The 26,423-nt window shown below is 35.1% G+C and carries 26 protein-coding genes, 1 pseudogene and 1 other annotated feature; of the genes and pseudogenes, 11 read left to right on the top strand and 16 right to left on the bottom strand.

Annotated elements, in window-relative coordinates; all coding sequences use genetic code 11:
• Positions 1–4: 4 nt before the first annotated feature.
• Positions 5–1,183 carry a M14 family zinc carboxypeptidase gene (locus AC0VXV_RS09395; RefSeq protein WP_475531304.1) on the bottom strand — a complete coding sequence of 393 codons (1,179 nt, stop codon included), beginning with the start codon at positions 1,181–1,183 and terminating at the stop codon, positions 5–7.
• Positions 1,184–1,285: 102 nt separating this feature from the next.
• Positions 1,286–4,372 carry an efflux RND transporter permease subunit gene (locus AC0VXV_RS09390; RefSeq protein WP_475531303.1) on the bottom strand — a complete coding sequence of 1,029 codons (3,087 nt, stop codon included), beginning with the start codon at positions 4,370–4,372 and terminating at the stop codon, positions 1,286–1,288.
• A 93-nt stretch (positions 4,373–4,465) separates the two neighbouring features.
• On the opposite strand from AC0VXV_RS09390, the gene AC0VXV_RS09385 reads away from it, so the two are divergent.
• On the top strand, positions 4,466–5,287 hold the full coding sequence (locus tag AC0VXV_RS09385; RefSeq protein ID WP_475531302.1) for a TetR/AcrR family transcriptional regulator: 822 nt from the start codon (positions 4,466–4,468) through the stop codon (positions 5,285–5,287).
• A 37-nt stretch (positions 5,288–5,324) separates the two neighbouring features.
• Here the strand turns inward: AC0VXV_RS09385 and AC0VXV_RS09380 are convergent, their stop codons facing one another.
• Positions 5,325–6,065, bottom strand: a complete 741-nt coding sequence (locus AC0VXV_RS09380) for an alpha/beta fold hydrolase (protein ID WP_475531301.1) — start codon at positions 6,063–6,065, stop codon at positions 5,325–5,327.
• Positions 6,066–6,553: 488 nt separating this feature from the next.
• On the opposite strand from AC0VXV_RS09380, the gene AC0VXV_RS09375 reads away from it, so the two are divergent.
• Positions 6,554–7,908 (top strand): IS3 family transposase gene (locus AC0VXV_RS09375; RefSeq protein WP_475529255.1). Its coding sequence is split into 2 segments (ribosomal slippage): positions 6,554–7,007 and positions 7,007–7,908, totalling 1,356 coding nucleotides; the frame shifts between segments, so codons are not numbered across the junction.
• Between the two features lie 95 nt (positions 7,909–8,003).
• On the opposite strand, the gene AC0VXV_RS09370 is transcribed toward AC0VXV_RS09375, so the two are convergent.
• From AC0VXV_RS09370 to AC0VXV_RS09350, 5 genes are all read right to left on the bottom strand, one after another.
• A complete protein-coding gene (locus tag AC0VXV_RS09370; RefSeq protein WP_475528129.1) occupies positions 8,004–8,435 on the bottom strand; it encodes a DUF4279 domain-containing protein in 432 nt (143 codons plus the stop codon).
• Positions 8,436–8,605: 170 nt separating this feature from the next.
• The gene (locus AC0VXV_RS09365) at positions 8,606–8,932 is read right to left on the bottom strand and encodes a pyrophosphohydrolase domain-containing protein (RefSeq protein ID WP_475531300.1); all 327 of its coding nucleotides are present in this window, start codon (positions 8,930–8,932) and stop codon (positions 8,606–8,608) included.
• A gap of 62 nt (positions 8,933–8,994) precedes the next feature.
• Positions 8,995–9,600, bottom strand: coding sequence for a response regulator transcription factor (locus tag AC0VXV_RS09360; RefSeq protein WP_475531299.1), 606 nt, complete (start codon positions 9,598–9,600; stop codon positions 8,995–8,997).
• The gene (locus AC0VXV_RS09355) at positions 9,597–10,700 is read right to left on the bottom strand and encodes a sensor histidine kinase (RefSeq protein WP_475531298.1); all 1,104 of its coding nucleotides are present in this window, start codon (positions 10,698–10,700) and stop codon (positions 9,597–9,599) included. Before AC0VXV_RS09355 ends, AC0VXV_RS09360 begins: the two co-directional genes overlap by 4 nt.
• A 9-nt stretch (positions 10,701–10,709) precedes the next feature.
• Positions 10,710–11,828: a DUF418 domain-containing protein gene (locus tag AC0VXV_RS09350; protein WP_475531297.1), complete on the bottom strand. Its 1,119-nt coding sequence runs from the start codon at positions 11,826–11,828 to the stop codon at positions 10,710–10,712.
• A gap of 426 nt (positions 11,829–12,254) precedes the next feature.
• Here AC0VXV_RS09350 and AC0VXV_RS09345 point away from each other — a divergent pair.
• Positions 12,255–12,431: pseudogene (locus AC0VXV_RS09345) on the top strand (EamA family transporter); the annotation flags it as partial.
• A gap of 178 nt (positions 12,432–12,609) precedes the next feature.
• Here AC0VXV_RS09345 and AC0VXV_RS09340 read toward each other — a convergent pair.
• Positions 12,610–13,062: a MarR family winged helix-turn-helix transcriptional regulator gene (locus AC0VXV_RS09340; RefSeq protein WP_475531296.1), complete on the bottom strand. Its 453-nt coding sequence runs from the start codon at positions 13,060–13,062 to the stop codon at positions 12,610–12,612.
• Positions 13,063–13,169: 107 nt separating this feature from the next.
• Here AC0VXV_RS09340 and AC0VXV_RS09335 point away from each other — a divergent pair, with 107 nt between their 5' ends.
• Entirely contained in the window at positions 13,170–13,601 is a 432-nt protein-coding gene (locus AC0VXV_RS09335) for a GNAT family N-acetyltransferase (protein WP_475531295.1), read from the top strand.
• 50 nt (positions 13,602–13,651) lie between these two features.
• On the opposite strand, the gene AC0VXV_RS09330 is transcribed toward AC0VXV_RS09335, so the two are convergent.
• Positions 13,652–14,098, bottom strand: coding sequence for a GNAT family N-acetyltransferase (locus AC0VXV_RS09330; RefSeq protein ID WP_475531294.1), 447 nt, complete (start codon positions 14,096–14,098; stop codon positions 13,652–13,654).
• Positions 14,099–14,422: 324 nt separating this feature from the next.
• Between AC0VXV_RS09330 and AC0VXV_RS09325 the strand changes: the two genes are divergently transcribed.
• On the top strand, positions 14,423–14,563 hold the full coding sequence (locus AC0VXV_RS09325; RefSeq protein ID WP_475531293.1) for a hypothetical protein: 141 nt from the start codon (positions 14,423–14,425) through the stop codon (positions 14,561–14,563).
• Here the strand turns inward: AC0VXV_RS09325 and AC0VXV_RS09320 are convergent.
• Positions 14,558–15,052, bottom strand: a complete 495-nt coding sequence (locus AC0VXV_RS09320; RefSeq protein WP_475531292.1) for an NUDIX hydrolase — start codon at positions 15,050–15,052, stop codon at positions 14,558–14,560. The two genes, AC0VXV_RS09325 and AC0VXV_RS09320, sit on opposite strands and share 6 nt — an antisense overlap.
• 347 nt (positions 15,053–15,399) lie before the next feature.
• Positions 15,400–17,040: a methionine--tRNA ligase gene (metG, locus tag AC0VXV_RS09315; protein ID WP_475531291.1), complete on the bottom strand. Its 1,641-nt coding sequence runs from the start codon at positions 17,038–17,040 to the stop codon at positions 15,400–15,402.
• Between the two features lie 46 nt (positions 17,041–17,086).
• Positions 17,087–17,322, bottom strand: a binding site (T-box leader).
• A gap of 201 nt (positions 17,323–17,523) precedes the next feature.
• Between metG and AC0VXV_RS09310 the strand changes: the two genes are divergently transcribed.
• A complete protein-coding gene (locus tag AC0VXV_RS09310) occupies positions 17,524–18,078 on the top strand; it encodes a cupin domain-containing protein (protein ID WP_475531290.1) in 555 nt (184 codons plus the stop codon).
• 68 nt (positions 18,079–18,146) lie between these two features.
• Here AC0VXV_RS09310 and AC0VXV_RS09305 read toward each other — a convergent pair whose 3' ends face one another.
• The gene (locus AC0VXV_RS09305) at positions 18,147–18,356 is read right to left on the bottom strand and encodes a DUF6366 family protein (protein WP_475531289.1); all 210 of its coding nucleotides are present in this window, start codon (positions 18,354–18,356) and stop codon (positions 18,147–18,149) included.
• A 223-nt stretch (positions 18,357–18,579) separates the two neighbouring features.
• Positions 18,580–19,236: a Type 1 glutamine amidotransferase-like domain-containing protein gene (locus AC0VXV_RS09300; RefSeq protein WP_475531288.1), complete on the bottom strand. Its 657-nt coding sequence runs from the start codon at positions 19,234–19,236 to the stop codon at positions 18,580–18,582.
• A 332-nt stretch (positions 19,237–19,568) separates the two neighbouring features.
• On the opposite strand from AC0VXV_RS09300, the gene AC0VXV_RS09295 reads away from it, so the two are divergent.
• Positions 19,569–20,420, top strand: a complete 852-nt coding sequence (locus AC0VXV_RS09295; RefSeq protein WP_475531287.1) for an MBL fold metallo-hydrolase — start codon at positions 19,569–19,571, stop codon at positions 20,418–20,420.
• A gap of 396 nt (positions 20,421–20,816) precedes the next feature.
• Here AC0VXV_RS09295 and AC0VXV_RS09290 read toward each other — a convergent pair whose 3' ends face one another.
• Together AC0VXV_RS09290 and AC0VXV_RS09285 are read right to left on the bottom strand one after the other, a co-directional pair.
• Positions 20,817–21,266, bottom strand: coding sequence for a hypothetical protein (locus tag AC0VXV_RS09290; RefSeq protein ID WP_475531286.1), 450 nt, complete (start codon positions 21,264–21,266; stop codon positions 20,817–20,819).
• A 294-nt stretch (positions 21,267–21,560) separates the two neighbouring features.
• Entirely contained in the window at positions 21,561–21,989 is a 429-nt protein-coding gene (locus AC0VXV_RS09285) for a GNAT family N-acetyltransferase (protein WP_475531285.1), read from the bottom strand.
• Between the two features lie 314 nt (positions 21,990–22,303).
• Here AC0VXV_RS09285 and AC0VXV_RS09280 point away from each other — a divergent pair, with 314 nt between their 5' ends.
• From AC0VXV_RS09280 to AC0VXV_RS09265, 4 genes are all read left to right on the top strand, one after another.
• Positions 22,304–22,684 carry a hypothetical protein gene (locus tag AC0VXV_RS09280; protein WP_475531284.1) on the top strand — a complete coding sequence of 127 codons (381 nt, stop codon included), beginning with the start codon at positions 22,304–22,306 and terminating at the stop codon, positions 22,682–22,684.
• A 210-nt stretch (positions 22,685–22,894) separates the two neighbouring features.
• Positions 22,895–23,098: a hypothetical protein gene (locus AC0VXV_RS09275; protein WP_475531283.1), complete on the top strand. Its 204-nt coding sequence runs from the start codon at positions 22,895–22,897 to the stop codon at positions 23,096–23,098.
• 293 nt (positions 23,099–23,391) lie between these two features.
• Positions 23,392–24,722 (top strand): IS3 family transposase gene (locus tag AC0VXV_RS09270; protein WP_475531282.1). Its coding sequence is split into 2 segments (ribosomal slippage): positions 23,392–23,845 and positions 23,845–24,722, totalling 1,332 coding nucleotides; the frame shifts between segments, so codons are not numbered across the junction.
• A 64-nt stretch (positions 24,723–24,786) separates the two neighbouring features.
• Positions 24,787–26,357 (top strand): IS3 family transposase gene (locus AC0VXV_RS09265; protein ID WP_475528134.1). Its coding sequence is split into 2 segments (ribosomal slippage): positions 24,787–25,423 and positions 25,423–26,357, totalling 1,572 coding nucleotides; the frame shifts between segments, so codons are not numbered across the junction.
• Positions 26,358–26,423: the final 66 nt, after the last annotated feature.

The following is a 26,423-nucleotide window of genomic DNA, read 5'->3' as shown; positions in this document are numbered from 1 at the left end:
TTTTTTACCAATTTCGCGCTTCATTGGCTACATACAGTCCGACTGTTTTATTTTGCTTCCATACATTATTCCAACGTTTTAACAGGACGGATGCTTCCCCTGCAAATGGTGCAATTTCGACCGTCATCGCAGGGCGGTCTTTAACTTTTGTAAAGTAATCTTCAGATGCCGCAATCGGCTCATTTTTTTTGGTTACAGGCATCAACTTATAACCGGTAATGTTCGATACCCCTTTTACCAACTTTTGCGTTCGGCTGAATTTTGTTTTCGTTTGGCTCCAATAAATAATCTGACCGGAAGAATGATATGAAACATACGCCAAATGATTGCCGCGATCGATCAGTCGTTTGATTGCGAGCGCTTCCGGTTCTGTATTTGGCGCTTTTCCTTTATATTCTTTGAATGAAGGCTTTGTCTTTTTAATTAAATGCCAATTTACATTAAATTGACGATTCAAATCGACACCGTTAATGTTTGCTTTCCAGCGATTAAAATTGGTGCTGTTATTGTTCATCGCTTTTAGTTTTGTCATCGATGTTTTTACTTTGCCGCCTTGTGAAAGTGTTACTCCATCCGGATTCACCATTGGAACAAATACGACGCTCACTTCACTTAATATTTTCTTTACATCGTATTTTTCAATTTTTGTTCCATTTACAAAAGCATTTATATACGTATCTATCATCTCCATCAAAACATTTGTCGTCATATGTTCACGTCCGTGGAAAGAGGCATCCAGTAAAACTTCTTTTTTGCCTGTTCCAACTTTTAATGAATATAAAGGCCGTCCCTCAACCGATTTTCCGATTTCCTGCAATTTCGTCAGTGATGGATACATTATTGAAACAAGCTTTAGCTTTGCTGCCACTTCGTCATATGTGATTGTTTTCGCACCATCAACTAACTGGATATAATGAACATCGGTTAAAGGGATATAAGCTGATTTGGAAGAATAATTGATCATTCCGGTCTTCCCTTTTATCGCCTGCAGTAATAGCTTGTCTCCTTTTGCAACAGTTTTTATGACCTTGCCATTTTCATCTTTTAATTCCGTATTCTTCTTCGCAGTAACTTTCACAGGATATTTGCCAAGCCCGATTGTGTCTGAAGCGGCTTCGGCAGAAATAGAATTGAAACTGAAAATCGCTGCAACTACCAGACTTAACAACAATAATTTCTTCATCTCATACCTCCTTTTATGTATATCAAAACTTTTCTTATATACCCATTACTTTACACTAAAAAACAGCCTGTAAGAAAAATGACTTCTTACAGGCTGCTCGTATTAATTGTCTTTTACATCTTTACGATTTTTCTTCAGCATTTTTGATAATACTTCATATACAATCGGTACGATGATCAATGTTAATAATGTTGATGATAATAAACCACCAATTACTGTTACAGCTAGGTCTTGAGAAATCAGACCGCCGCCAGCTCCACCGAATGCCATTGGTAACATAGCACCAATTGTTGCAATCGCCGTCATTAAGATCGGACGTAAACGAGTTGCTCCGGCTTCCAGTATCGCTTCACGCATGTTCATACCTTCATGTTCCATACGGATAATACGGTCAACAAGTACAATTGCGTTTGTGACTACGATACCGATTAACATCAGTAATCCCATCATAACTGAAACTGAAATTGTAAGACCTGTAGCGAATAATCCAATCCATGAACCGATAACAGTAAATGGTAATGAGAATAAAATCGCAAATGGTGCTAAACCTTCACCAAATGTTACTACTAAGATGAAGTAAACAATCGCAATTGCTGCAATCATTGCAACACCTAGTTGTGTAAATGTTTCAGCCATATCTGCCGCAACACCACCTACACCAGTTGTAACGCCTTTCGGTAAATCTAAATCAGCAATTTTTTCATCTGCTGCAGATGTTGCTTTTGAAATATCTTTATCTGTAATCGTTGCAGATACTGTCGCAAAGTATTCACCTTTTTGACGAGATAATGAATTTAAAGTCGTACCTTCTTCAAGCTCAACAATGTCACCAATTGTCATTGTCTGACCAGTTGCCGTTTGAATCGGTGTTTCTAATAATTCATCAATATCCGCTGCTGCAGATTTTGCTTCACGTTGTACAACTACATTAATATCAGCGCCGTCACTTTCAACAGTTGTCAGTACTTCTTTTGCTGTATTTGTTTGTAAAGCCATTAAAATTTGGGCAGTAGTCAGACCGTATTGTAATACATTTTCCTGATCTACTTTGATTACATTTTCTACATATGGAGCAGAAGCATTAGACTCAATTTCATCAAGTCCTTTAACATCAACTAGAACATCTTCCACTTGAGCAACAGCTTCGTTTAGCTTATCTAAATCTTCACTGTATAGTGTGTAGCTAACTTCATTTGATGACATACCCATCGCGAAGTTCTGAGTTTTCCACTCGCCTGATTGACCAATGTTAAAGATATAGTCTTCTACTTCTTTTTTAGCTTTCGGGAAATCTTCCATATCCGGATCGAAAATCGCATAGATTAAACCACCGCCTGCACCGCCGCCAGTCATCATCGCAGCAGCATCAGTAGAAGGTTCAGTGTTCACCGATAATTGTAAAACATCGATATCTTTACGCTTCAGTAATTCCTGTTCTACTTCTTCAATGTTTTCCAGTGTTTCATCCATTAATTCGCCAGTACCTGGTGTGTATGTTAAATACATCACTTTCTCTTCTTGAGAGCCCATGAAACTAAAGCCGATTAATGGTGTTAACGCTAGTGAACCGACTAATAGAACAACCGCAATAATTGATGAAATCCATTTATGGTTTAATGATTTCTCCAAGAAATTTCGGTATGCTACTGCAAGCTTACCAACTTCTTTATGCTGACTTTCAGACTTTTCACCGTAAATTTTCTTACGGAATAATGTGTGTGAAAGTGCTGGTACGATTGTAATCGCTACGATTAATGATGCGATTAATGCAAATGACATGGTTAATGCGAATGGTACGAATAATTCCCCTACCATACCGCCTACAAATACAAGTGGTGCGAACACCGCTATTGTTACTAATGTTGAAGACATGATCGGCTTGAACATTTCAATTGTTGCTTCACGAATTAACGCACGGCCTTGTAATTTCTCTTCTCTCAAGTGCATACGTCGATAAATATTTTCTACTACTACAATCGAGTCGTCAATTACACGTCCGATTGCAACTGTAATCGCACCAAGCGTCATAATATTCAGCGTGATATCCAACCAGTGCAATGCCATTAATGCCATGAATACTGACACTGGAATTGAAATGATCGAAATGATTGTTGATTTAAAGTCTCGCAGGAATAATAGAATAATCAATACTGCAATTAAACCACCAAATACCGCTTTTTCAACCATAGTAAAAACAGAATCTTCAATTGGTTTCCCTTGGTCTAAAGAAATATCGATTTTAAGACCTGAAATTGCTTCCTGCTCTTCTTCGATTAAATCTTTTACTGCATTAGCTACAGTAACCGTATTCGCATCCTGACCTTTTACGATTTGAATGGCAATCGCATCTTTACCATTAGTTCGAGATACGGATTGCACTTTACCTACTTTTTCGATTTCAGCAATATCCCCCAGTTTCACGAAAGGAACCGGGTTTGTTTCAGAAGGTGTAACAGGAATCAGCATTTCTTTTAACTGTTCTTCTGTTTTGAACTTGCCGTCAATTGCAACAGCCTGCTCACCATCTTCAAACTCGTATAATCCCAACGAGACTGCAAGGTCGCTAGCTTGAATCATTTGCTTAACAGAGTCTTCCGTTAAACCTAGTTGTGCCATTTTTTCTTCATCATAAGTGAAGGCTACTTCTTCAAGATGTTGACCTGTAACTGTCGCAGATGCAACACCGTCAATTTTGTTTAGTTTCGGCAGAATTGTTTTCTCTACTGTTGACGTCAGTTCAACAATATCTTCTTCCGAACTACTTACTGATAATGCAATGACAGGCATCATGTTCATGCTGATCGCCATAATTGAAGGCTCTTGTGCACCTTCTGGAAGCTCAATATTATCTAAAGCAGCTTCTAATTGACGTTTCTTTTCATCCATATCCACGCCATATTCATATTCCACTTGAACTTGTGAAACATTTGATGAAGATGTAGAATATACAGCCTTTACATCTTCTAAACTTTCAACTGCCTTTTCATAAGGTATTGAAAGATCATCCATTACTTGCTCTGGTGTTGCACCAGGATAAACACCCATAACGATTAAGAACGGAATCGAAATATCTGGAATCGATTCCATTTTCATACGTGTGGATGAATAAATACCAGAAAACACGATAATGATTGTTAGTAACCATACGGCAAGCTTATTTTTTAATACGAAATTAACTAGGCCTTTCACGGTTCCACCTTACCTTTCTTGACTATATGTAACCACCATTCTATAATAATGACTAGTCGGTCACGTGTCAATTGAAAGGAGCTTTAAATTATTATGACAAGAAAACAATTGATAATTGATTCTGCACTTCATTTATTTGCTGAAAAAGGGATCGAAGCTACGTCTGTACAGCAAATTACCGACCATTGCGGCATTTCCAAAGGTGCATTTTATTTATCGTTCAAATCGAAAGATGAGCTCGTTTTTTCTATAATTGAACATTTTATGAACAATATAATACGTGAAGTTGACCAAGCAGTCAGTGAAGGACAAAACCCTTCAGAAAAGCTCCATATCTACTTTGTTCAAACAATGAAAGTATTATCACAATATGCGGGATTTGCGGATATTTTGATGAAGGAAAATGTATCTGCCATCAATAAAGCGTTAATTGAACGAATTCATTATTATGTAGAGCTTTCCAATAAAAATTTGGAGAAGCTGTTATTCGAAGTATTTGGCGACCAGATTAAAGGAAGACAATATGATTTAGTTGTTATTATAAACGGGATGGTTCAATCTTATATGCAGTATATTTTCGAATCGTGCCAGCCATTCGATTCGGGGAAATTTGCTGAGTCACTCGTTGAAAAGACCACTTTATTAGCGACTAAAAGCAAAATCGCACTGCTGCAACATCCTTCCCAGTTTTACAAACGGATCGAAAATTATTCGAGTGACCATATAATGGAGGATCTGTTGTCACTTCAACAACAGACAACGAACAATTTAGAACTCGATTCCATACAGTTATTAATAGAAGAACTTAAAAGCGAAAATCCAAGAAATGCGATCATTATTGGTCTTGTCGCCAATTTAGAGAAAAACGAAGGCTTTAATTGGATTACATTATATTTGAAAAAGCAGTACAGTTAAAAAAAGAGGGATCCAATAAATATGGATCCCTCTTTTTTTAGTTTTCGCTGTTCAGGAAACGAATGATTTCTCTTGCTACTGTTTGAGCATCTTCCACCATACCGAGATGCCCTGTATTTGTTTTTACTTTTTCCACATTCGGATTCGATGTCGTAATCGGTGTAACAGCTTTATCTTGTTCTCCTTCGATTACAAGAATTGGGATCGGTAACGTATCGACCAGATCACGTTGGTTTGGACGTGATTTCATTGCACCAAGTGCCGCAACGAGCCCTTCTTCCTTTGCTTCGTAGGCGACTTCTTTTGCAAATAGTACATCTTCCGTTTTTGCATCAGCCGCAAGGAAATTATGAATAATTCCATCTACAAACGATCCTGTTCCATGTTCCTGAATCTCTTCTTGCTGCTTCGTTCTCTTATCGATTGCTTCAGGGGTGTCCGATGAGTCGGAGGAATACAGTAGGACAGCCTTTTCGATTTTAGAATATTGTTTTTCGATTGCGGCCAATGTAATATAGCCACCCATCGAATGCCCGATCCAATAAGCCTTTTCAACTTTTTCAGCTACCAATACATCGATAATATCTTCGGCATAGCGATATACTGTATATTCCCCTTCCGGCATTTCACTTTTACCGTGCCCGGGCAAATCGATTGCAATTAAATCAAATTGTTTTGTTAATGGCTCCATAATTTTTTCAAATATTGCTGTACTCCCTAAAAATCCATGTACTAATACGACAACTTCCCCTGAACCATTTCGAGTATAATTTAACATTTAACCAGTCCTCCCCTTATTTCATCTCTTATCCTTTTCCGTATTTCTATAATAATAAACAAAAACAGCCATTTTAAACTGAAGATACAAAGAGGTTCCCAAATACGATTTTGGGACTGGACTAGTTTATAATTAATGTCATCAAACGACGGTTTTTGAAGGATATATTTCTAATAACGGACCAGATTGCAAAACATGATAGTTTGGGGGCATAAAAATGATGCAGATTTTATATGTTATACTAATATGGGTTATACCGATTATCCTTCTTACAATGCGTATTTTATAATGGATAAGGAAGAACGACAGGCTCATTTATTTGTATAAAAACTTGTATAACATATTTCTTACCGGCAAAATTTGAATCTATTTAGACGCGACCTTCTTATTAAAGAATCGCGCCCGATTTTTGAAGATTGTTTGTGTCTCCCAAACTTGAACTGCACCCCATTTGTTAGACACATCTAACAAGGAGGTGCAGTTTTTCTATGACTAGAATGAGTCCAGAAGATAAACTAGCAGCGGTTCAACGATATGTAAATGGCAAGGAAAGCTCAAGAACGGTCGCTGCGGATTTTGGTATTTCACACCGGTATTTATTAACTTTAGTAAAACAATATCAAAATAACGGCGTAGAAGTGTTTGTCAGACGATATACAAATTATACAAAAGCGTTTAAACTAGACGTACTTAATTATATGACTGAACACGGTACGTCCTTACACGAAACGGCAGCGATTTTCAATATAGCAGCTAGTTCGTCGATACGGAATTGGAAAAACCAATTCGAAAGATTAGGAGAAGATGCCCTTCAGCCAAAGAAAAAGGGGCGTCTATCCATGAAAAAAGAATCGACTAAACAACCAAAACAAGCACCAGTAGAAGGTTCACCTGAAGCACTTCAAGCAGAGATCAACCGTCTACGCATGGAAAACGAGTATTTAAAAAAGTTGAATGCCTTAGTTCAAGCCAAGGAAAAATTACCAAAGAAGACAAAGTAAAGGTCATCTATGAATTAAGGCATAAATACTCGGTGAAGGCGCTTGTGGCATTCGCAGAAATCAAACGCAGCACGTATTATAATCTAGTGAAGAAGATGAATCGACCAGATCGAGACGCTGATTTAAAAGCCGATATTCAAGCGATTTACGACGAACACGAGGGTCGTTACGGCTACCGTCGTATTCGTGATGAGCTGGAGAATCGTGGGCAAAAAGTGAATCATAAAAAGGTTCAGCGCATCATGAAAGAGCTTGGATTAAAGTGTTTAGTACGCATGAAAAAATATAAATCGTATAAAGGGACGGTTGGTGAAATCGCCCCAAATATTTTAAATCGCAATTTCACTGCAGAAGCACCAAATGAAAAATGGGTAACGGATATAACGGAGTTTAAATTATTTGGCGAAAAGCTTTATTTATCGCCTGTTTTAGACTTGTTTAACGGAGAAATTATCACCTATACAATTGGCTCTAGACCTACCTATTCATTAGTTTCAGAGATGTTAGAAAAGGCGTTAGAACACTTACCAGAAGACCATCAGCTATTAATGCATTCCGATCAAGGTTGGCATTATCAAATGAAGCAATACCGCCACAAGCTCCAATCAAGAGGCATTGTACAAAGTATGTCGCGTAAAGGTAACTGTTACGATAATTCAGTCATGGAGAATTTCTTTGGCATCATGAAGTCGGAATTCCTCTACTTTAAGAAATTTGAAAGTGTAGAGCAATTTAAATTGGAACTTGATAAATATATAAATTATTACAACACGAAACGCATGAAGGCAAAATTAAAAATGAGTCCGGTGCAATACCGAACTCAATTTACCCAAGCTGCCTAAATGAAATAACCGTGTCTAACTTTTAGGGGTCACTTCAACTTTTATTTGGAAACGTTATTGAGATTAAGATTTATATTTATTCATAATATGAGTTGTTATTCTTCAGGTTCACTAAAAGGATATACATACATATCAATATCAATAAATGCATTGATATCGGAAGCAAATTTACTAAATTCAGGGTAGATTACCAAACCAGGTGTAAAACCATCTATCATTGTTATTACTAATGCAACTTTTACATTCAAATTCATCTCTTTTTTTATACGGTTAATTGAATCTGTTTTGTCCTGGAAAACATATAAAATGGGAAGTAAAACATCATCTACATCAAGTGTTTCTAATGTTTCAGATTCATATTGCCACGATGTAAATGAACGTGTACGTACATCATTTATTCTTTCACCCATTCGCAATATTCTTGTTGGCTGTACACCCAACATCTCTGTTACTACTTCTACAGGAAAATCGTCAACATCATCTTTACCAGTAAAACTAATGTATGCATATAAACTTGTTTTCTCCATACAGCCCTCCAAAGGTTTTTTATACAAGTGATTATAACGTTAAAATTTACTTGATAAAAACATAAAAAACTTTTACTCCACAATCTGGCCCTATAACGGAAAAACGCGATCTTCTTATTGAAGAATCGCGCCAGATTGTTATATACGGAGGTCTTGGAGAAAATCACAGATTACCTATCCTCTATATCAACCAAGTAAATAGCTTTTTCAAAACCACCACGTTTCACCTTTTTTTGCAACCGTACTTCATTTAGCTCTTCATAAGTCACACCCAATGTGTTAAGAGCCGTATGTAATAATTCTAATACATCTGCTAATTCTTCCACGCTTTCATTAGCAGTTTCTGCTGCATGAAACTCTTTAGCTTCCTCAATCATTTTCGCCCTAATTTCCTTTAAAAGTTCACTTGACTCTAGTATTCGAGCATTATAAGCTAACCCATCTGATTCGATAATCTCTAAAATCCTATCTCTTACTAATTTATTATAGACAGGCATAACCTTCAGCTCCTTTATGTAAATTAAAAAATTATGGTTCCCATTTCAATTTGAACTACAATTTATATCCAGCCCTTTTCAGTTGCTTTTTGTACAGCCTGCTGCCTTGTTTTAACTTCGAGCTTTTGAATGGATAAAGATAAATAGTTGCGAATTGTGCCTTTAGTCAGGAATAACTTTTTACTAATTTCATTCGTCGTATAGCCCTCCTTCACGAGCTTCAGTACATTGATTTCCCGGTCATTTAGAGGATTTTTTTTATTCATAAATAAAGAAGCGGCAAGATCCTGACTGATTACCCTTTCACCTTGCACAATTTTGCGTATTGCACCAATTACATATTGGATAGGCTCGTCTTTCAGAACATATGCTTCAATATTTAGATCCATTGCTTCCTGCAAATAACCGGCTCTCGCAAAAGTTGTCATAATCATAATTTTGCATGGATAATTGTGATGGCGTATTCTCGCAGCTACTTCCAACCCGGAAAAATGCGGCATTTCAATATCCAAAATGCATACATCCGGCTTTTCCTTTTCAATTAAAGCCCATGCTTCAGCTCCATCTGATGCTTCACCCACAATATGTAAATCTTCCTCAAGCTCCATAATGGAAATTAAGGCACCTCTCAGCAGTTGCTGATCCTCAGCGATACTAAGTCTAATCATTTCACGCCCTCCTGAATCGGATCCAGTGGTAAAGTCAGAAGCACTTTTGTTCCTTCCTCATTATACGTCACTTCAGCTTTTCCCTTTAATGACCTCATCCGTTCTTTTATTGTAAACAGCCCATTGCCATGCTGCTTTTCGGATAAACCGATTCCGTTATCGGTAATAACTGTTTCTACCCGGTCTTCTTTCTGATATAAATGCATTCTGCAATCAGCAGCATGACTGTGCTTTACAACATTCGTTACCGCTTCTCGGATACTGTAGGCAAGCATCGTTTCCTGCACACTAGAAAGCAAAATATTGGTAACCTGATGATTAATCTGCACACGGATACCGGCATTCTTAAGCAACTGCTCACAATGCTTAAGCTCTTCCTGCAAGGATATAAAATTTATTTCCGATATAATTTCACGCACCTGCTTATGTGCTGTTCGGACTGTTAGAATCATATCATCAAGTTCTTTATGAATTCTGTGATTGTCGTTTGGCACCAGCCTGGAAACAAGCTCTGTTTTTACCTTTATAACCGTCAGCGTATGCCCTAAAGTATCATGCAGATCGCGGGCAATCCGCTGACGGTCCTGCTGCATCGCAATGTGAACCGACGCTTCATCAACCTCGCGCTGAAGCAGCTTGGATTTTTCAATATAATAGCGTAGCCACGGCACCAGCAGAAGAAAAAGCATAACCGCCAGTACAATTGACTGTGAATTTGAAAACAGTACCTCCTGATAGCGTAAAACGAGACTTAATAGGAGGAGAAAATTTACACATGTAGCAATCCATAAAATATGCCGATTGACAGCGCGACCGACAAAATCTGCAAAGGCAAACTGAAAGAAAATCCACTGTGGACCACTTAAATAAGCCAAATATGCTGTCATAACAAAACCAAGGACAACAGCAGGAAGCAACAAACCATCCTGATACCATAGTGCCGTGTAATAGGCGCCTATATAAATGATGATTAATACAACCTTAAAAACAAGTGACGGAATCTGCTCCGAGACGACAACCGCATAGCTAAATAGCAGGACGGTCAATACATCAATAATTAAATAATATCTTGCCTGACTTTTAGGATACCATTCCAGCATCTAACACCCCTATCTTTCCAGCTTCTGTAGCAGTCCCTTCCTCAGCCATTCGACCGGTCCAAAAGGAAATTTAGTTAACCACATATTCGCCAGTATAATTTGTCCTACTACAATCATACAAAAAACCATTATAATTTCCACACTATTTAAAGTACCTCCAAGCCCTAAACCCCATCCATAGAAAATAGCTGTAGCAGTAATGTTTTGCACAATGTAACAGCTTAAAGACATTCGACCCGTTTTCTCAAGGCACTTCCACATTCCCCAAGTACTGCACTTCCGAACAATAAAAGCAATCAGTCCTATATAGCCTAATGCCAGGATAGGGGCAAACAGATAACGGACAGGTAAATCAAATAGACCGCCTGGTACAAAAGTCAACATATTCAAAGGCAGACCTAGACCTAACCCCCAAATGAGTAGCTTTCGTTGAATGGCAATGCCGCACTCAGTAAAGGAGAACGCACCCCTGCGCATCAGCTTTATACCAACAATAAATAAAATTACATTTAAAGGAATAATAAAGATTACCTCTGCTCTAAAGAACATAAAATATATGAGACGATTCTGGACCTGATCCAGCCATGTTCCCTCAGCATAAATTGCAATCAGCTGTGGAGAGCTTGCCAATGAAAACGCCGGTCCCAACAGCATTGAAGTAAAAATTAAGGCAAGCATTCCTAAATGTAAAGTTCCAGCAACCCATAACGCCCGCGTCATTGCCCGTTTCCCACGTTTTAATATGACAGCAATAATTCCTGCCGTTACGGCATAACTCATGAGCACATCATACTCCATTACAAGTACGTAATGCAGAAGACCTTCCACCATTAAAAATACGATTACCCATTTATACATACCAATCCAAGGATTATTGTGTCTAATGGACTGCTGATATTTTATCTCCATTCCTACTCCGAACATTATTGTTAACATGCCAAGCAGCTTGCCGTTAAATATGAACAGTATAAGTAGGCGTAAAATATCATCCATACTCGACCAACTGATAAAATCCGTAGTTGTTATATACTTTAGATCCCCTAAATGGGCAAAAATCCAAATATTCGTTCCAAGTGTACCCAAAATAGCGATTCCTCTTAATATATCGACCAATGCTATACGTTCCATATAAATGCCCCTCCATTTCTGTACTTTTATCGTACATTACAGGGCATCCATGAAAATATCGACAGGCGTCAATGGGTACAGATGACACTTGTCATTTAATAAAACGTAGAAAAAACCGCACTTACTTATAATACGGCTAACCCCACGAAATGCTTTACAAGTAAATATTTACTCAACAATCTGACCATATAACGGAAAAACGCGATCTTTTTATTAAAAAATCGCGCCTGAATAGTATTAAAATAAATATCCTATCAATTTAATATCTCATTCTTACAATAAGGAGTACTTTTGTTAATATGTACGTACTGGAGATAAAAGATAATTATAAGAAGGATTGTTAATAGGTTCAATTAAAACTGGTCTCATCGAACCACCAAAACTTAATCTTATCTCTTCTTTGATTACTTTTAAGGCATTTATTAAAGCTCACAAAGTCTTTCCCCTAAAGAAACAAGCCTTTTAGGTAGTTTAGAACCAATAGCAGCTGTTCTAACAACAGTTTTTTGGATAAAAGAGCCTTTTGAATTTTTTCAATGGGTTGGTAAAGTATGTATCATAGGGATGATATTATTACTAGTTTTGAATAATAATTCTTCTTAAAATACTACGCATCCTTAAAAAATAAGCCTTTCAGGATTAGCTAATTTCATTAATGGTATTACTCCATTAGGATTGAGTCCGGTACAATACCGAATTCAATCCTCCATAGCTACTTAACTAAATATAAAGTATAACTTTTTGGGCTTCACCTTCAAGAATCGCGCCAGATTATTGAAGATTAATACTCTCTTTTATTTCCATTCTTTATATTTTCCCAATCGACAACAATATTTTTTCTAACGCGTGATAAAAAGTCATAAAATAGTTCTACTTCTGCTTCAGAGAAACTAGACAATGCAACCATATTAGAATGATTTCCTTCTCTCATTAAAAAAGGATATACTTTCTCTCCCTTCTCTGTTGGGTAGAGTTTTTTAATTTTCTTATTAACTTTATCGTCTTTCTTTTCAATAAATCCTTGAAGTTCCAATTTTTTTATTGAGCGTGCTGCTGTAGTTCGATCCACCATAATCATTTCTGCTAACTTTTCTTGAATAATCCCTGGATTCTCACATATTCTGACAAGATAAAGATACTGTCCCTTAGTTAAATCATATTCCTTATATTCAACATTACTAATAGAATCTAACGCCCTTGCAATCATACCTATTTCACGAAGAATTTCTTTCATCTAAAGATCCTCCAAATTTTATGTTGCATTTACAACAATATATCATTTATTATATATTAGTATTATGACTTGTTTATACAAATAAATCTAGGAAGGTTAGGAGACAGATGAATTTTAAAAAAATTACAATTAAAAAGGATTTAAAGATTGCATTTGATATAAGAAAAGAAGTATTTGTAAAAGAGCAGGAAGTACCACTGTTAGACGAATTTGATGAATTTGATAATCTAGATGCACCTTGTGAACATATTTTAATCTATTTTAATGAACAACCAGCTGGAACTGGTAGGCTCCGTATTGTTGACAAGTATGGAAAGTTAGAGAGAATTTGTTTATTGCAACCTTACCGTAAATACGGTTTAGGGAAAGAGATAGTAAAAGCAATGGAAGAAATAGCAAGAGACAATGGGGTTACACAAGTAAAGTTACATGGTCAAACACAAGCAGAAGGTTTTTATAAAAAGCTAGGTTACCAAACTACTTCAAATGAATTTATGGAGGATGGAATTCCGCATATTATAATGTCTAAAAAGTTATGATGAAAAATTTAAGTAAGCGGAATTACTTTTTTTACGGATTAGGCAGACGATTATTTAGCTAAACTTAATTCATATTGATAAAATTGTGAATCTCGTATATATCCATTTTTTTCATATAGTCTTTGAGCAGAATAATTATCTGGTGCTGTACTTAGACTAATGTTTTTAGCACCTGTTTCAGTAGCGAAATCTTTTACTTTTTGTAAGAGCATTTCTCCTACTCCTTTTTTTCTGGCTTCTGCATCTACATACAAGTCATTCAGTATCCATGCTCTTTTCATAGATACTGAGGAAAATGTAGGATAAAGTTGAATAAAACCTACATAATCTATTTTATTTTTAACAACGAATATCACAGAATCCTTGTTTTCTAAACGTTCCTTTATATATGCCGTAGCACCTTCCAAATCCGATGTTTGTTGGTAAAACACACGGTACAAATTAAATAAATTTGATACTCCTTCTAAATCTTCATTCGTAGCTTGATATATTTCCATTTGATTCCCTCCCCTATTAGCTCAGATTATACACTTTATAGATAGAAAAAAATATAATTTTTGTTATTTCCCACCTTCAATTCAGAAATCCTTACTCCATTAAATGGCCATATAACGGAAAAATGTAATCTTCTAATTAAAGAAGGTTCTGCAAAAACCCCTTCTACAATTAAAACATATTTACGCCGAGCAAAGTTGGAATTAAAACAAAAGTTAGGAGACGATTACTATGCGCATAGATTTACATGAGATTGAAGTGCCAACAGATGAAGTTTTCCAGGCAATTCAGTTAGGTATTGAGCAAGCGCAACAGCTTGGATAAAAGTGAAACGTAAAAAGATGACAAAGCGCATGACGTATTTTACTTCTGTAGCAGCAGCACTGTTTCTGGCTTCAGGGTTTATTTTCACACCTCTTTCGAATGTGTTGGCACAAGTTGATCTAAAGCACCCCGTTAGTTTATGAAGAACAAAAGATTAACGCATCGTCTAAGATTAATTTTGAAAGTTTATGGTCAGTAATTACAAATGGTATTTCAGAGGGTTCTAGCCAAATTCGTGCAGATGATTCATGTTCTCGGAGAAAAGGTAAACATTCGGTAACATCCATTCTATAAAATGCCTGATAAGCAATCAAAGGATATTTTCCACTTGAATCAAAAGACAGATTTTCTTTATGGCTTACTTCAATTGAACCTATGTATTTAATCGTTCCCTTTACATACCCCTCTTCATATGTTTCGCGTAGTATAGCTTCTTCTAATTTCTCCCCAATCTCTACGTGTCCACCTGGATAATTAAACCCTCGATTTTTTATTTGTGCTAATAACACTTTCCCATCTTTAAAGCATACTGCATGAACACTCGTCACTATTAAAGATTCTGTTAATTTCATTTGAGGCAGCCAAGTAAGCTTCACATTATTTCCACCCCAGTCGACAATAATTGTCTGCATATATTTATACCATCTCCCTGTTAAATACAATTTATCAACCAATATTAACTTTCTACACTGTTTCAAAAAACCCTTTTATTCAACTAAACTGCATCGTTAGCTTAAGTATACTGGTTCACAAACCCTCATCAACATGAACATATAATCCCATTATTTAATTTAGAAGTGTTATTCAATTAAATTGTCCTATAATGAAATAAAGCATTTTCTTATTTAAGAAATGCGCCATATATCGGAAAAACGCGTTCTTCTTATGGAAGAATCGCGCCCGATTGCTGAATAAAACTTAAAATAATACAATAAAATGAGAATTACATAATACAAACTAGTTTTATTGGTTGTTTAACTTAAATTCGTTTAGATGCTTCTTCTAATTTTTGAAGTTCTTCTTCTATTTTTTTTACATCAATCCTTTCATATAGGGGTTCTATATTATTTAGTTCAGTTGGTAAGTCAGCAACTTCAGCCCATCCGTTTAAAGAGGTACCTAACATTTGACGAATCTTTTCACAACCGAATGGTAAGAAGGGATGTAATAATTGAGCTAAATTTTGAATAATGTAAACACAAGTTGCAAGCGTTTCTTCACATTTTTCAATATGATTATTAACAGTAGTCCATGGTTGTTCTTCATCAAAGTAGCGATTTGACCTGCGAATAAAGTTAAAAATAGCTTCAATTGCCTGTTTCATTTCACCTGATTCGATATGTTCTCCAACTTTGGCATATAAGTTTTCCACATCTAATTTAATATTGTTGTTTACTTTTGCTTGAGGGACTTTGTGATTAAAGGATTTTGCAATGAATTTCAATGTTCTATTCACAAAATTGGCAAATGCACCTAATAGTTCACTGTTATGACTGTAGATAAATTCTCGCCAAGAAAAATCGGCGTCACGATTTTCTGGAGCATTGATTGTTAAAAAATAGCGAATCGAATCTGGATCATAATCTTTTAATATTTCTGGTACCCAAACTGCCCAATTTTGACTTGTTGAAAGTTTCCTTTTTTCTAATGTTAAATATTCATTTGAAACAATATGTGTTGGTAATCCCTCTTGACCAAGACCCATTAAGATTGCTGGCCAAATTACTGTATGAAATGGGATATTATCTTTGCCATGAATATAATAGGAAACGGCTTCTTCATTCCACCATTCGGAAACATCTTTTCCATTTTGTTTTGCCCATTCTAAACTTGCTGTATAATATCCTGCTACTGCTTCAATCCAAACATAGATTTTCTTTTCTTCAAACCCATATACAGGTACAGAAATTCCATTAGGTAAATCCCTTGTGACAGCCCTATCTGGTAATCCTTCAGTTAAATAACGTTTAGTTAACTGTACGGCATTTTCTCGCCATCTTCCTTCTATAGATGCTTCATCGACAAAGTTCTCTAATTGCTTTTGAAAATGACTAAACTCATAATAATAATGTTCAGTTTCTCGGATTTCTGGCTCATTTCCGCAAATTTTGCATGTTTTATCTTTCAAATCAAGTGGATCTAGAATGGTTGAACAATTGTCACATTGATCTCCACGTGCTTTTGCTCCACAATTTGGACATATTCCTTCCACAAATCTGTCTGGTAAAAATTGATCATCTACTGTACAGTATGCTTGCTCAACCCTTTTTTTAAATAAAAAACCATTCTCTAAAAGCTTTAAAAATATATTTTGTACAGCTTTATGATGATGTGATGCATCAGTTCTTGTATATAGGTCATAGGTAAATCCTAATTCATTAAAGCATTGTAAAAATTCAGTGTGATAACGATCCGCAATTGCTGTTACTGTAGTATTTTCTTGATTAGCCCGGATTGAAATTGGCGTACCATTACAGTCACTACCTGATACATAAAGCACCTTTTCGCCTTTTAAGCGATAATACCTTGCTAAAATATCTCCTGGCAAAAGTGCTGCTACATGACCTAAATGTAAAGAACCATTTGCATAAGGCCAAGCGCCTCCAATTAATATATTCATTCTATGTTTCCCCCTTATAATAAAAAAAGCCCTAATCGCAATTTGCGATTAGGACGAATTATCTCGTGGTACCACCTAATTTTCACAAATAGTTTACACTATTTGCCTCTGCCAGTACAAATTCATACTGCCGCTGTTGTAACGAGTGCTCTTCTCGTCGTAGCCTACATATCGGTACGAAGCTCAAAGGCCATGTTCAGTAAATTCGTTTTGCTTCATTTCCACCATCAGAAGCTCTCTATAAAAACTCCAATACTTACTCTTCCTTATCAACGCTAAATATTACAACTATAATTTACCATAATATTTAAAAAAATAAAAATATTTTATTTAAGTTTGCTGCCTTTTAATGAAAAGTGATGAGATCCTTAATTAAGAATCGTGCACTTTAATTGAAGATTATTTAGCTTTTTTAAATAATCATTCCTAAGAATGATTTAACTACACAACAAATGACTTATAATACAGAATGAGGTGATACATATGATAGATTTAACAAAAATAATGAAATCCGACATTAAGTTTAAAAAGATTTGGGAAAGTTCTTGTGAAAATCATCGTGTTCTATATTTCCAAATTAATAATGATGATGAAGGAATAGATGCACATTTTCATCCTATAGGCGAAGATCACGCTTTAATTTTAGAAGGAGAATTAACTTATGATATTTCATTTGAAGAGCAAATAGTTGCTAAGAAAAATAATCTTGTCTTTGGATGGACAAATTATGTACATGGTTATCACAATTCCAGTGAAAAACCCCTACATATTTTAGTTTTTGCAACCCCAGAAAATAATTTATCTGTATTTAATCAACGAGAACTCCCAGTAAAAAATCAGACTCATATCAGACTCATTGAAAAGTTACCTACTAATGAAAAAATCTTTTTAGATAGAGTACTTTTTTCTTCAACTCCACCTAGTGATTTTTCTAATAGTCTGATGCTTAATTTAGAAAATCGAATCATAGATTTTAATCCATGTAAAGTAGAGTGTAATGATGATAACTTATATATAACATTTAAAATACATAAATAACCTTATTCCAGAAAAGCGCCTGATTATTGAAGATAGTTATTCAGTGTCCCCGTACTTTCAATTGGGAATTATAATGGCTTATATATACTATATACAATAAATATTACAAGGACGATTATAATTAATACTCCGATTTCTTTGATACTCATCCCCGTAGTATTAGGCATACCTGCTTGTGTGCGATTAAGATTATCATTGAAATTTCCAGCAGGATTCTTTTTTTGTTCTTCTTGATATAAACGCTCTCTTTCCTGTTCTGGTGTTTCTTTTCTAAACATCTAAACACCTCCTAAGTTGTTATATTAGTATTTCTAGCAGAGTTCAATAAATTCCTTTAAACCTTCCCAAAGCATCGTTTAGTAATACTGCATAAAAAACTTTTATTTACAATCTAGCCCATAAATGTATAAAAAGAGCCTTTCCTTATTCAAGGAAAGCTCCCGATTGTCGAAAATACAATTATCCATAAAATTCTATATGCCGCTTTGCCACTCATCTTAACTAGAGTGTCTCATGCATTTTCTGAATCTTTGAGTGCGAAATTAAATATACATTGCCAAAAATGTCGATTTTATCTCCCTTTATACGTACAGCACAATCTTTATTCGAAGCATAAATATTTATCTCTGCCGATAAAGGGGACAATTCGCCTTGAACCAACGCCATGTTTTTTTCAAGATCAAAGTGAGACAGGATGGAAAAATCGTCAAGGCCGATTCCATCGTAAACATAGCTTTTTTCAACTTTATAGCCAAAGTTTTCCGAGCATAACCACTTAGCAGACATGTTAATTGCACCAGCACTTGCCCCCATCACAACTGCCTTGCTTTCTTTAATCGAATCTGATAATTCATATTCCATCAAAAAATCATTTTGTATAATCGTATTCCCACCCAACAAGAAAATGACGGAAGCATCTTGAATTATTTTATGGGCATCTTCCTTCTGTACGCGATAATTGATTAAATGATATTCATCAAAAATAATGCCAGCCTGATTAAGCCACGAGCGTTCAGTAGCACCACTCTCTTCATAAATCGATGGATTCGAGCTAATCATAGCAAGCGATTTTCTATCCTTAATATCTTCCTGTAACACCATGCCCAGATTCTCTGGGAAAAAATTGTTAAACCACCCTAAATAATAGTGAATTTTCATAAGCACCCCCGTAGCTAAGTGTAAGTAACATCCTCTTTATTTTAACATAAATATCCAATAATTTTATTCAATTAAATGATCCTAAAACGGAAAAACGCGATCTTCTTTTTGAAGAATCGCGCCCGATTGTTTAAGATTATTATTCAAAAATCGTTAATTATACATCCTTTAAATCAACATTTATGTTATACTTTTCCATATTGTAAAGGGGGTATTAGTCCAATGGTAAACAAATAATCTGAGAAAATCTTAACTTATTTTATTAAATATAGGATAAACATGTAGATTTTCTCTTTCGATTTACAACAACCTAGAAAAGAGGAAAATAAAACATGTTAAATAAATTCAGTGATTCTATATATTATATGCCTAATCAAGATGAAAACGACCGCCCTACTCTAGGAATGGTTTGTGGAGAACAATATAGTCTACTTATAGACTGTGGTAACTCTACGCAGCATGCAAAGGATTTTTTAAATGAAATTAAGAAACTAAATGTGCCCCCAATTAAATATGTGGTCATTACCCACGCACATTGGGATCATTTCCTTGGCATGAATGAATTTGATGCAACGATTATCGTGAACAGCCAAACAAACGAATTATTAAAAGTATGGCAAGGTTACACATTTGATGACAGTTCACTACAATCATATGCACAATCTAACGTGATGAGCGATAAATGTATCGAGATTATTGAAACAGAAATTCCAAATAGAGATCACTTTAAATTAAACTCTCCACACATCATCTTTGAAAAAACATTAACGCTTGATTTAGGAAATAAATTATGTGTACTTGAAAAAATTAACAGTACACATTCTAATGATGCTACAATCATTTATGTGCCTGATGAGAAAGTCATTTTTTTAGGAGATTGTGTATATGGAACAACGAAAGATTCTTTATTCCATTATAAGCAATCATTATTAATTCCGATGATTGAAGACGTTCAAAAATATCATGCGGAATCGTTCCTTCTTGGCCATGAATCTATTTGTGATTTGGAAGAAATGATGACTTTTTGGAAAGATTTAAGAGCAGCAAGTAAAGCGGTTAATTCTTCTTCGTTAGATAAGGCATTAGAGTCCTTCAAGCTAGAAAATAACAGAACGCCAAATGATGATGAGTTATTTTTTATTAAGGCTTTTGTAAATGACTACATTATTCAATCACTAATTTGATAAAAGAATGAATTACGTAACCAATGATCACTTTAGAAGTGACCATTGGTTACTTTCATTAAGAATATGTTATTTTCTTTATAATAAAAATTAGCGCTAATCCTTATTACAGAATTGCGCCCGATTGTTGAAGATTGTTTTTTCAATTAAATATACAGGTTTTTATTCAGATATCACAATCTTCATAACCTTGAAAAGTATTATTGTAGCGCTGTTTATATATCTGCATAAAAAGTTATATATACAACTTCAAAAATAAAACCCAAGAAATGTTGGTTTAACGATTTCTTGGGTTTCGTCTTCTTTCCAAACTTTCATTTGGGAACGATATTAGGTTTATTTATGTATTCGTAATAAACCCTTGTTGCATTAAAGTACTCTGTTAGTGAAAAAAACTTACTTAACTTCAATTACAAAGACATAACTCGAACTTCCCTTTTCCCAATTTGCAGAAACACTATAAATATAAACACCTTTTTCTTTTGGCACTACTAATACATTGTCATTTAATGGGGCATTTTCTATTTCATCGTTACTAAACCATATAGATGCGTCCAACGTATTTTCTAGTGGTTTACGATTAAATTCTATTTTAAATTCAGCTCCAGGTGATACAACAACGGGTTTAAGTCCGTGATGTTTAATAATATCTGGTGGCGAAATCTTATCAACACATTGAAATTTAATAAACCCGCCCCAGCAATAAGAACCTTGTGCTACTTCTACAGTATTATTTTCAATAGTTATGCTTGCTTTAGGTGGTTTAGGTGGTTTAAGATTAAGTACAAAATAAATCCCACCTACTAACACAACTACAGCTAATAAAGAAATTAATACCTTTTTCATACACTTCCCCCCTTGTAAAACATAGACGTGTAGAATTCTCCTAATGTTACACATATTTTTATTTGTAGGGTAATTCAACTAAATTATGTTATTTAATTACAATAATCTTCCCAAAGCCATGTTTGGTAACATTGCACAAAAACTGTTATTCCACAATCTTGCCCTATAACGGAAAAAAGAGATTTTCTTATTGAAGAATAGCGCCCAATTGTGGAATAACATTATGCGTCAAACCATTTGGAATTAAAATATACAGATTTGGAGTGTTATCGACAAAATCTAAAAACATCAGTTTTATAACACTTTACTAAAACCTGTACTTTTCCCTACGTATCCTAGATTTTTATAAAAGTTATGTGCAACAATCCTTTCTTCCCTATTCCCACTATTCAATGTAATTAAGGTACATTGATTTTTTTTTGCCCAATCTTCAACTGTTAGCATTAGATCTTGTACAATATTTTTCCTACGATAGTCTTCGTGAACGACTAATACTAAAACTCTTACATACGGATCATCAAATTCATATGCAGCTTGTTTACACATTCCAACAAACCCAACTAGTTTGTCATTTATTTCAGCGACGAATGTTTGATAATCAGGCAATTTTAAAATTTTTTTAAATCTTTCTTGGATCTTTAAATTGGTAGATGGATAACCTAAATGGTTCATTAAATTCTCTAACTTAGTAACATCATCTAATATCATTGGGCATATATTCATAATTATCTCCCTTCAATACTTATAAATTAATTTAATTATAAGTTTAAAAAGCTGTGTTGAGAATTATTAAAAAAGTTATTCAATAATATGGCCCTATAATTGAATACAGCTTATTCAAGAAAAGCGCCCGATTGTGGAATAAGGGATCGTCATATTCGTGTGGTATACTACCTTACATAAAAAGAAGCACCAAATACGATTTTGAGTACGGGACTAGATAATTATGTTACCAAACGTCGCTTTGGGAACGATTTTAAAAGGAATTTACAATTTTAATTCGAATAGTTCTATAACTAATTAAAAGTTGGTGAGTTATGAGAAAAATATTAATAACAATCGGATTATTCATAGTTTTAGCAGGAGCATTTGTATTTTACAACAAGCTTTATTACCCTTCATTACCAATAGAAACTCTAAGCAAAAAAGAAGTGATTGAAAAACTAAATCATTCTGATGAAAAAATAATTAAATTAACGAGTGAGAACGGAAAAGAATGGTACATAGTGAACGAACGAAATCAATCTGTTGTTGATGAATTAATCATAGACTTGTTAAATCAAAAAGATTGGGTTTTCAAAGAAAAAGAAGGAAGTGGGCTCTTTTTTGTTAAACAAAGCGAGGACTTGATTGTTACAACACAAAAGTGGACTGGCGACTATTCATTAGTTGATATTCCAGTAAAATTTGATGAATAAAATATACATTTTCATATAAGATAACGTTCCCAAATGATACTTTGGTAACCAATCCCCCCATTTAATTGAATGGGAATTTTCCCTCTTTGAATGGTAAGTCCACAAATTGGAAATTTTATGCTATATAATTTATCGTAGTTAGTAATATAACTAATAAATAACTCTAGAAATTTGGTTAGTTTACGGAAAAAAATAACAGGAGGTAATCAAATGGATGCTTTGATGTTAGAGGGATGGACTCCTATATTGCTTTTCGGAATTGTGTTTGCAATTGGGATGTTTATTATATCCCGTAAAGTTTCAAGAAAAGTTTTACTTTTAACCGCCACTGTATTAAGTCTAATTTGTATCGGATTAATTATTTTTAGCAGGAATGTAGTTGGTGGTTCGATGGTATCGGATTGGCTTTCTTAACGGTTACTATTTTTGTAGGAGTATGGATAGGTACTTTTATCGGAGCTATTTCAAAGAGATAAAATAAATAAATTGATACGAAAAAGCATTAATGTATTCTTATTTCTATTTGGGCGAACGAAGATAATAAAGTCAGGCAATATCAAGTAATTCCTAATACAGAACCTCTGGATATCCCTGTAAGTAATTAAATTATTTCTCTATTCATTTCCATACAAAATAACGTTCCCAAACGCAAGTTGAACTGCACCCCATTTGTTAGACACATCTAACAAGGAGGTGCGGTTTTTTCTATGGCTAAAATGAATCCAGAAGATAAATTAGCAGCGGTTCAACGATATGTAAATGGAAAAGAAAGTTCAAGGAAAGTAGCGGCAGATATAGGGGTATCCCATCGTTACCTATTAACCTGGGTGAAACAATATGAACATAACGGTGTAGAGGCCTTTGTAAAACGATATACAAATTACACGAAGCAGTTTAAACTAAACGTACTTAACTACATGACTGAACACGGTACGTCCTTATACGAAACCGCTGCTATTTTTAAAATAGCGGCTGCTTCAACGATACGAAATTGGAAAAAACAATTCGAAGCACAAGGAAAGGATGCCCTTCAGCCAAAGAAAAAGGGGCGTCTATCCATGAAAAAAGAAACGGCTAAACAATCTAAGAAAACACCAGTAGAAGGCTCTACTCAAGCACTTCAAGCTCGCATTAAACAGCTTGAAATGGAAAACGAGTATTTAAAAAAGTTGAATGTCTTAGTTCAAGCCAAAGAAAAATCACCACGAAAGACAAAGTAAAAGTCATTTGTGAATTAAGGCATAAATATTCAGTGAAAGCACTTGTGGCATTCGCAGAAATTAAACGCAGTACGTACTATGATATAGTGAAGAAGATGAATCAACCCGATCCGAACGCTGAGTTAAAGGTCGAAATTCAAGCGATTTACGATGAACATGAAGGCCGTTATGGTTATCGTCGTATTCGTGATGAGTTAGCGAATCGTGGGCAAAAAGTGAATCATAAGAAGGTTCAACGCATCATGAAAGAGCTAGGTTTAAAGTGCTTAGTACGCATGAAAAAATATAAATCGTATAAAGGCACAGTCGGTAAAATTGCGCCAAATATTTTAGCTCGTAATTTTACCGCAGAGGCTCCAAATGAAAAATGGGTAACCGATATTACAGAGTTTAAATTATTCGGAGAAAAGCTTTATTTATCGCCTGTTTTAGATCTATTTAATGGTGAAATTATTACGTATACGATTGGCTCAAGACCCACGTATTCATTGGTTTCTGACATGTTAGAAAAGGCGTTAGAACGCTTAACAGAAGACCACCAGCTATTAATGCATTCGGATCAAGGCTGGCATTATCAAATGAAACAATATCGCCACAGTCTTGAAACAAGAGGCGTTGCGCAAAGTATGTCCCGTAAAGGTAACTGTTACGATAACTCCGTGATGGAGAATTTCTTTGGCATCATGAAATCTGAATTCCTCTATTTAAAGGAATTTGAAAATATCGAGCAATTCAAAAGAGAACTAGAAAAATATATCAACTACTACAATACAAAACGGATTAAGGCAAAATTAAAAGGCATGAGCCCGATACAATGATATGCTCCCCATTAGGTAGACAGATTAAAAAATAAAATCTGTTTATCAAATGGGGAGTTTTTTCATGTCAAAAAAATCGTTTTCACCAGATATAAAATTATTAGCACTTCAATATTTAGAAGAAGGCTATACACTCCAAAAAGTATGTACAATGTTTTCAGTCAATATGAGAACCCTACAAGTTTGGCGCGCTATTTATAAATATGGTGGAGTAGAAGCGCTCATACGTCCTGTAAAAAATAAGATATATTCAGAAGAATTGAAACAACGTGCTATTAAAGATTATTTATCAGGAAACTACTCCCAGTTCGATATCCTAGCTAAATATGGGATTAGTAGTTTATCAGTTTTCAATACTTGGTTAAAATTCTATACTAGTCATAGTAATTTAAATGATACGGGTAAAGGAATGATCCAAACTATGACTAAAGGGAGAAAAACAACAGTAGAAGAACGTATTGAAATTGTAAAAGCCTGCCTAGCGTACGACAAAAATTATCAAGAAACAGCAGCACAATATGAGGTATCCTACCAACAAGTCTACCTATGGGTACGTAAATTTGAACAAAATGGTGAAGAAGCACTTCAAGATCAACGAGGTCGCACAAAACCAGTACAAGAAAGAACACCAGAGGATGAATTACGCTTAAAAATTCAAGAGATGGAACGTGAAAATCAAAGATTACGTGCAGAAAATTTACTTTTAAAAAAGTTAGAGGAAATCGAAAGGAGGCGTCGTTAAGTAGAATTCGTATTCAAAACCGTTATATAGCAATACAAGAGCTAGCTAAAAATGAAAAAATATCAATCGTTTTATTATGTAAAATCGCCAAGGTATCCCGAGCAGCTTACTACAAATGGTTAAATCGTCAACCAACTGCGCAGGAACTGGAAAACAAACAGCTGGTGAAGTCTATCCAACATTTATATACACAAGTAGATGGCATATACGGCTATCGTCGCATTACGATGACGATTAACCGCAAACGCAAAACCGAAGGTTTAAAGAAAGTGAATAAGAAACGAATTTATCGCCTGATGCAAATTTGCGGTTTGGAGGCGGTTATTCGACGTCGCCGGAAAAAGTACCCTAAAGTAAAGCCGGATTACTTGGCTGAAAATGTATTAGCACGTGAATTCACTGCAGAAAAACCGAATCAGAAGTGGTGTACAGACGTCACAGAGTTTAAATATGGTAGTGGGAAAAAGGCTTATTTAAGTGCGATTATTGACCTCTATGATAAGTCCATTGTGAGTTACGTATTGGGACATTCGAATAATAATGACCTAGTTTTTAAGACAGTAAGACCCGCTATACGAACATTAAAAGAGAAGGAATTCCCTCTTTTACATAGCGATCGTGGTTATCAATATACATCGAAAGAATTTAAGCAGATCATGGATCAATCAGAAATGATTCACAGTATGTCTAGAGTAGGCCGTTGCATCGATAACGGTCCGATTGAAGCATTTTGGGGAACCTTAAAAGTAGAGAAGTATTATTTATATAAGTTCGAGTCGTTTGAAGCATTAAAGCAGGCCATTGATACGTACATCAAGTTCTATAACAATGAACGTTACCAAGAAACATTAAACGGCTTGAGCCCTCTAGAATACAGAGCTCAAGCCGCGTAAGTCATTTTTAATATTTCCGCTGTCTACTTGACAGGGAGCAGTTCACAATATCGAACTCATGCCCAA

It is taken from the genome of Solibacillus sp. iso_87, from assembly GCF_056173085.1.
Note: the sequence above shows the minus strand (reverse complement) of the source record. Positions and strands in the feature narration are given on the sequence as shown.

Bases quoted from the DNA above. Each gene is read 5' to 3' on its own strand.
- AC0VXV_RS09395 (WP_475531304.1), bottom strand. From the start codon at position 1,183: ATGAAGAAATTATTGTTGTTAAGTCTGGTAGTTGCAGCGATTTTCAGT.
- AC0VXV_RS09385 (WP_475531302.1), top strand. From the start codon at position 4,466: ATGACAAGAAAACAATTGATAATTGATTCTGCACTTCATTTATTTGCT.
- AC0VXV_RS09380 (WP_475531301.1), bottom strand. From the start codon at position 6,065: ATGTTAAATTATACTCGAAATGGTTCAGGGGAAGTTGTCGTATTAGTA.
- AC0VXV_RS09370 (WP_475528129.1), bottom strand. From the start codon at position 8,435: ATGGAGAAAACAAGTTTATATGCATACATTAGTTTTACTGGTAAAGAT.
- AC0VXV_RS09365 (WP_475531300.1), bottom strand. From the start codon at position 8,932: ATGCCTGTCTATAATAAATTAGTAAGAGATAGGATTTTAGAGATTATC.
- AC0VXV_RS09360 (WP_475531299.1), bottom strand. From the start codon at position 9,600: ATGATTAGACTTAGTATCGCTGAGGATCAGCAACTGCTGAGAGGTGCC.
- AC0VXV_RS09355 (WP_475531298.1), bottom strand. From the start codon at position 10,700: ATGCTGGAATGGTATCCTAAAAGTCAGGCAAGATATTATTTAATTATT.
- AC0VXV_RS09350 (WP_475531297.1), bottom strand. From the start codon at position 11,828: ATGGAACGTATAGCATTGGTCGATATATTAAGAGGAATCGCTATTTTG.
- AC0VXV_RS09340 (WP_475531296.1), bottom strand. From the start codon at position 13,062: ATGAAAGAAATTCTTCGTGAAATAGGTATGATTGCAAGGGCGTTAGAT.
- AC0VXV_RS09335 (WP_475531295.1), top strand. From the start codon at position 13,170: ATGAATTTTAAAAAAATTACAATTAAAAAGGATTTAAAGATTGCATTT.
- AC0VXV_RS09330 (WP_475531294.1), bottom strand. From the start codon at position 14,098: ATGGAAATATATCAAGCTACGAATGAAGATTTAGAAGGAGTATCAAAT.
- AC0VXV_RS09320 (WP_475531292.1), bottom strand. From the start codon at position 15,052: ATGCAGACAATTATTGTCGACTGGGGTGGAAATAATGTGAAGCTTACT.
- metG (WP_475531291.1), bottom strand. From the start codon at position 17,040: ATGAATATATTAATTGGAGGCGCTTGGCCTTATGCAAATGGTTCTTTA.
- AC0VXV_RS09310 (WP_475531290.1), top strand. From the start codon at position 17,524: ATGATAGATTTAACAAAAATAATGAAATCCGACATTAAGTTTAAAAAG.
- AC0VXV_RS09305 (WP_475531289.1), bottom strand. From the start codon at position 18,356: ATGTTTAGAAAAGAAACACCAGAACAGGAAAGAGAGCGTTTATATCAA.
- AC0VXV_RS09300 (WP_475531288.1), bottom strand. From the start codon at position 19,236: ATGAAAATTCACTATTATTTAGGGTGGTTTAACAATTTTTTCCCAGAG.
- AC0VXV_RS09295 (WP_475531287.1), top strand. From the start codon at position 19,569: ATGTTAAATAAATTCAGTGATTCTATATATTATATGCCTAATCAAGAT.
- AC0VXV_RS09290 (WP_475531286.1), bottom strand. From the start codon at position 21,266: ATGAAAAAGGTATTAATTTCTTTATTAGCTGTAGTTGTGTTAGTAGGT.
- AC0VXV_RS09285 (WP_475531285.1), bottom strand. From the start codon at position 21,989: ATGAATATATGCCCAATGATATTAGATGATGTTACTAAGTTAGAGAAT.
- AC0VXV_RS09280 (WP_475531284.1), top strand. From the start codon at position 22,304: ATGAGAAAAATATTAATAACAATCGGATTATTCATAGTTTTAGCAGGA.
- AC0VXV_RS09275 (WP_475531283.1), top strand. From the start codon at position 22,895: ATGGATGCTTTGATGTTAGAGGGATGGACTCCTATATTGCTTTTCGGA.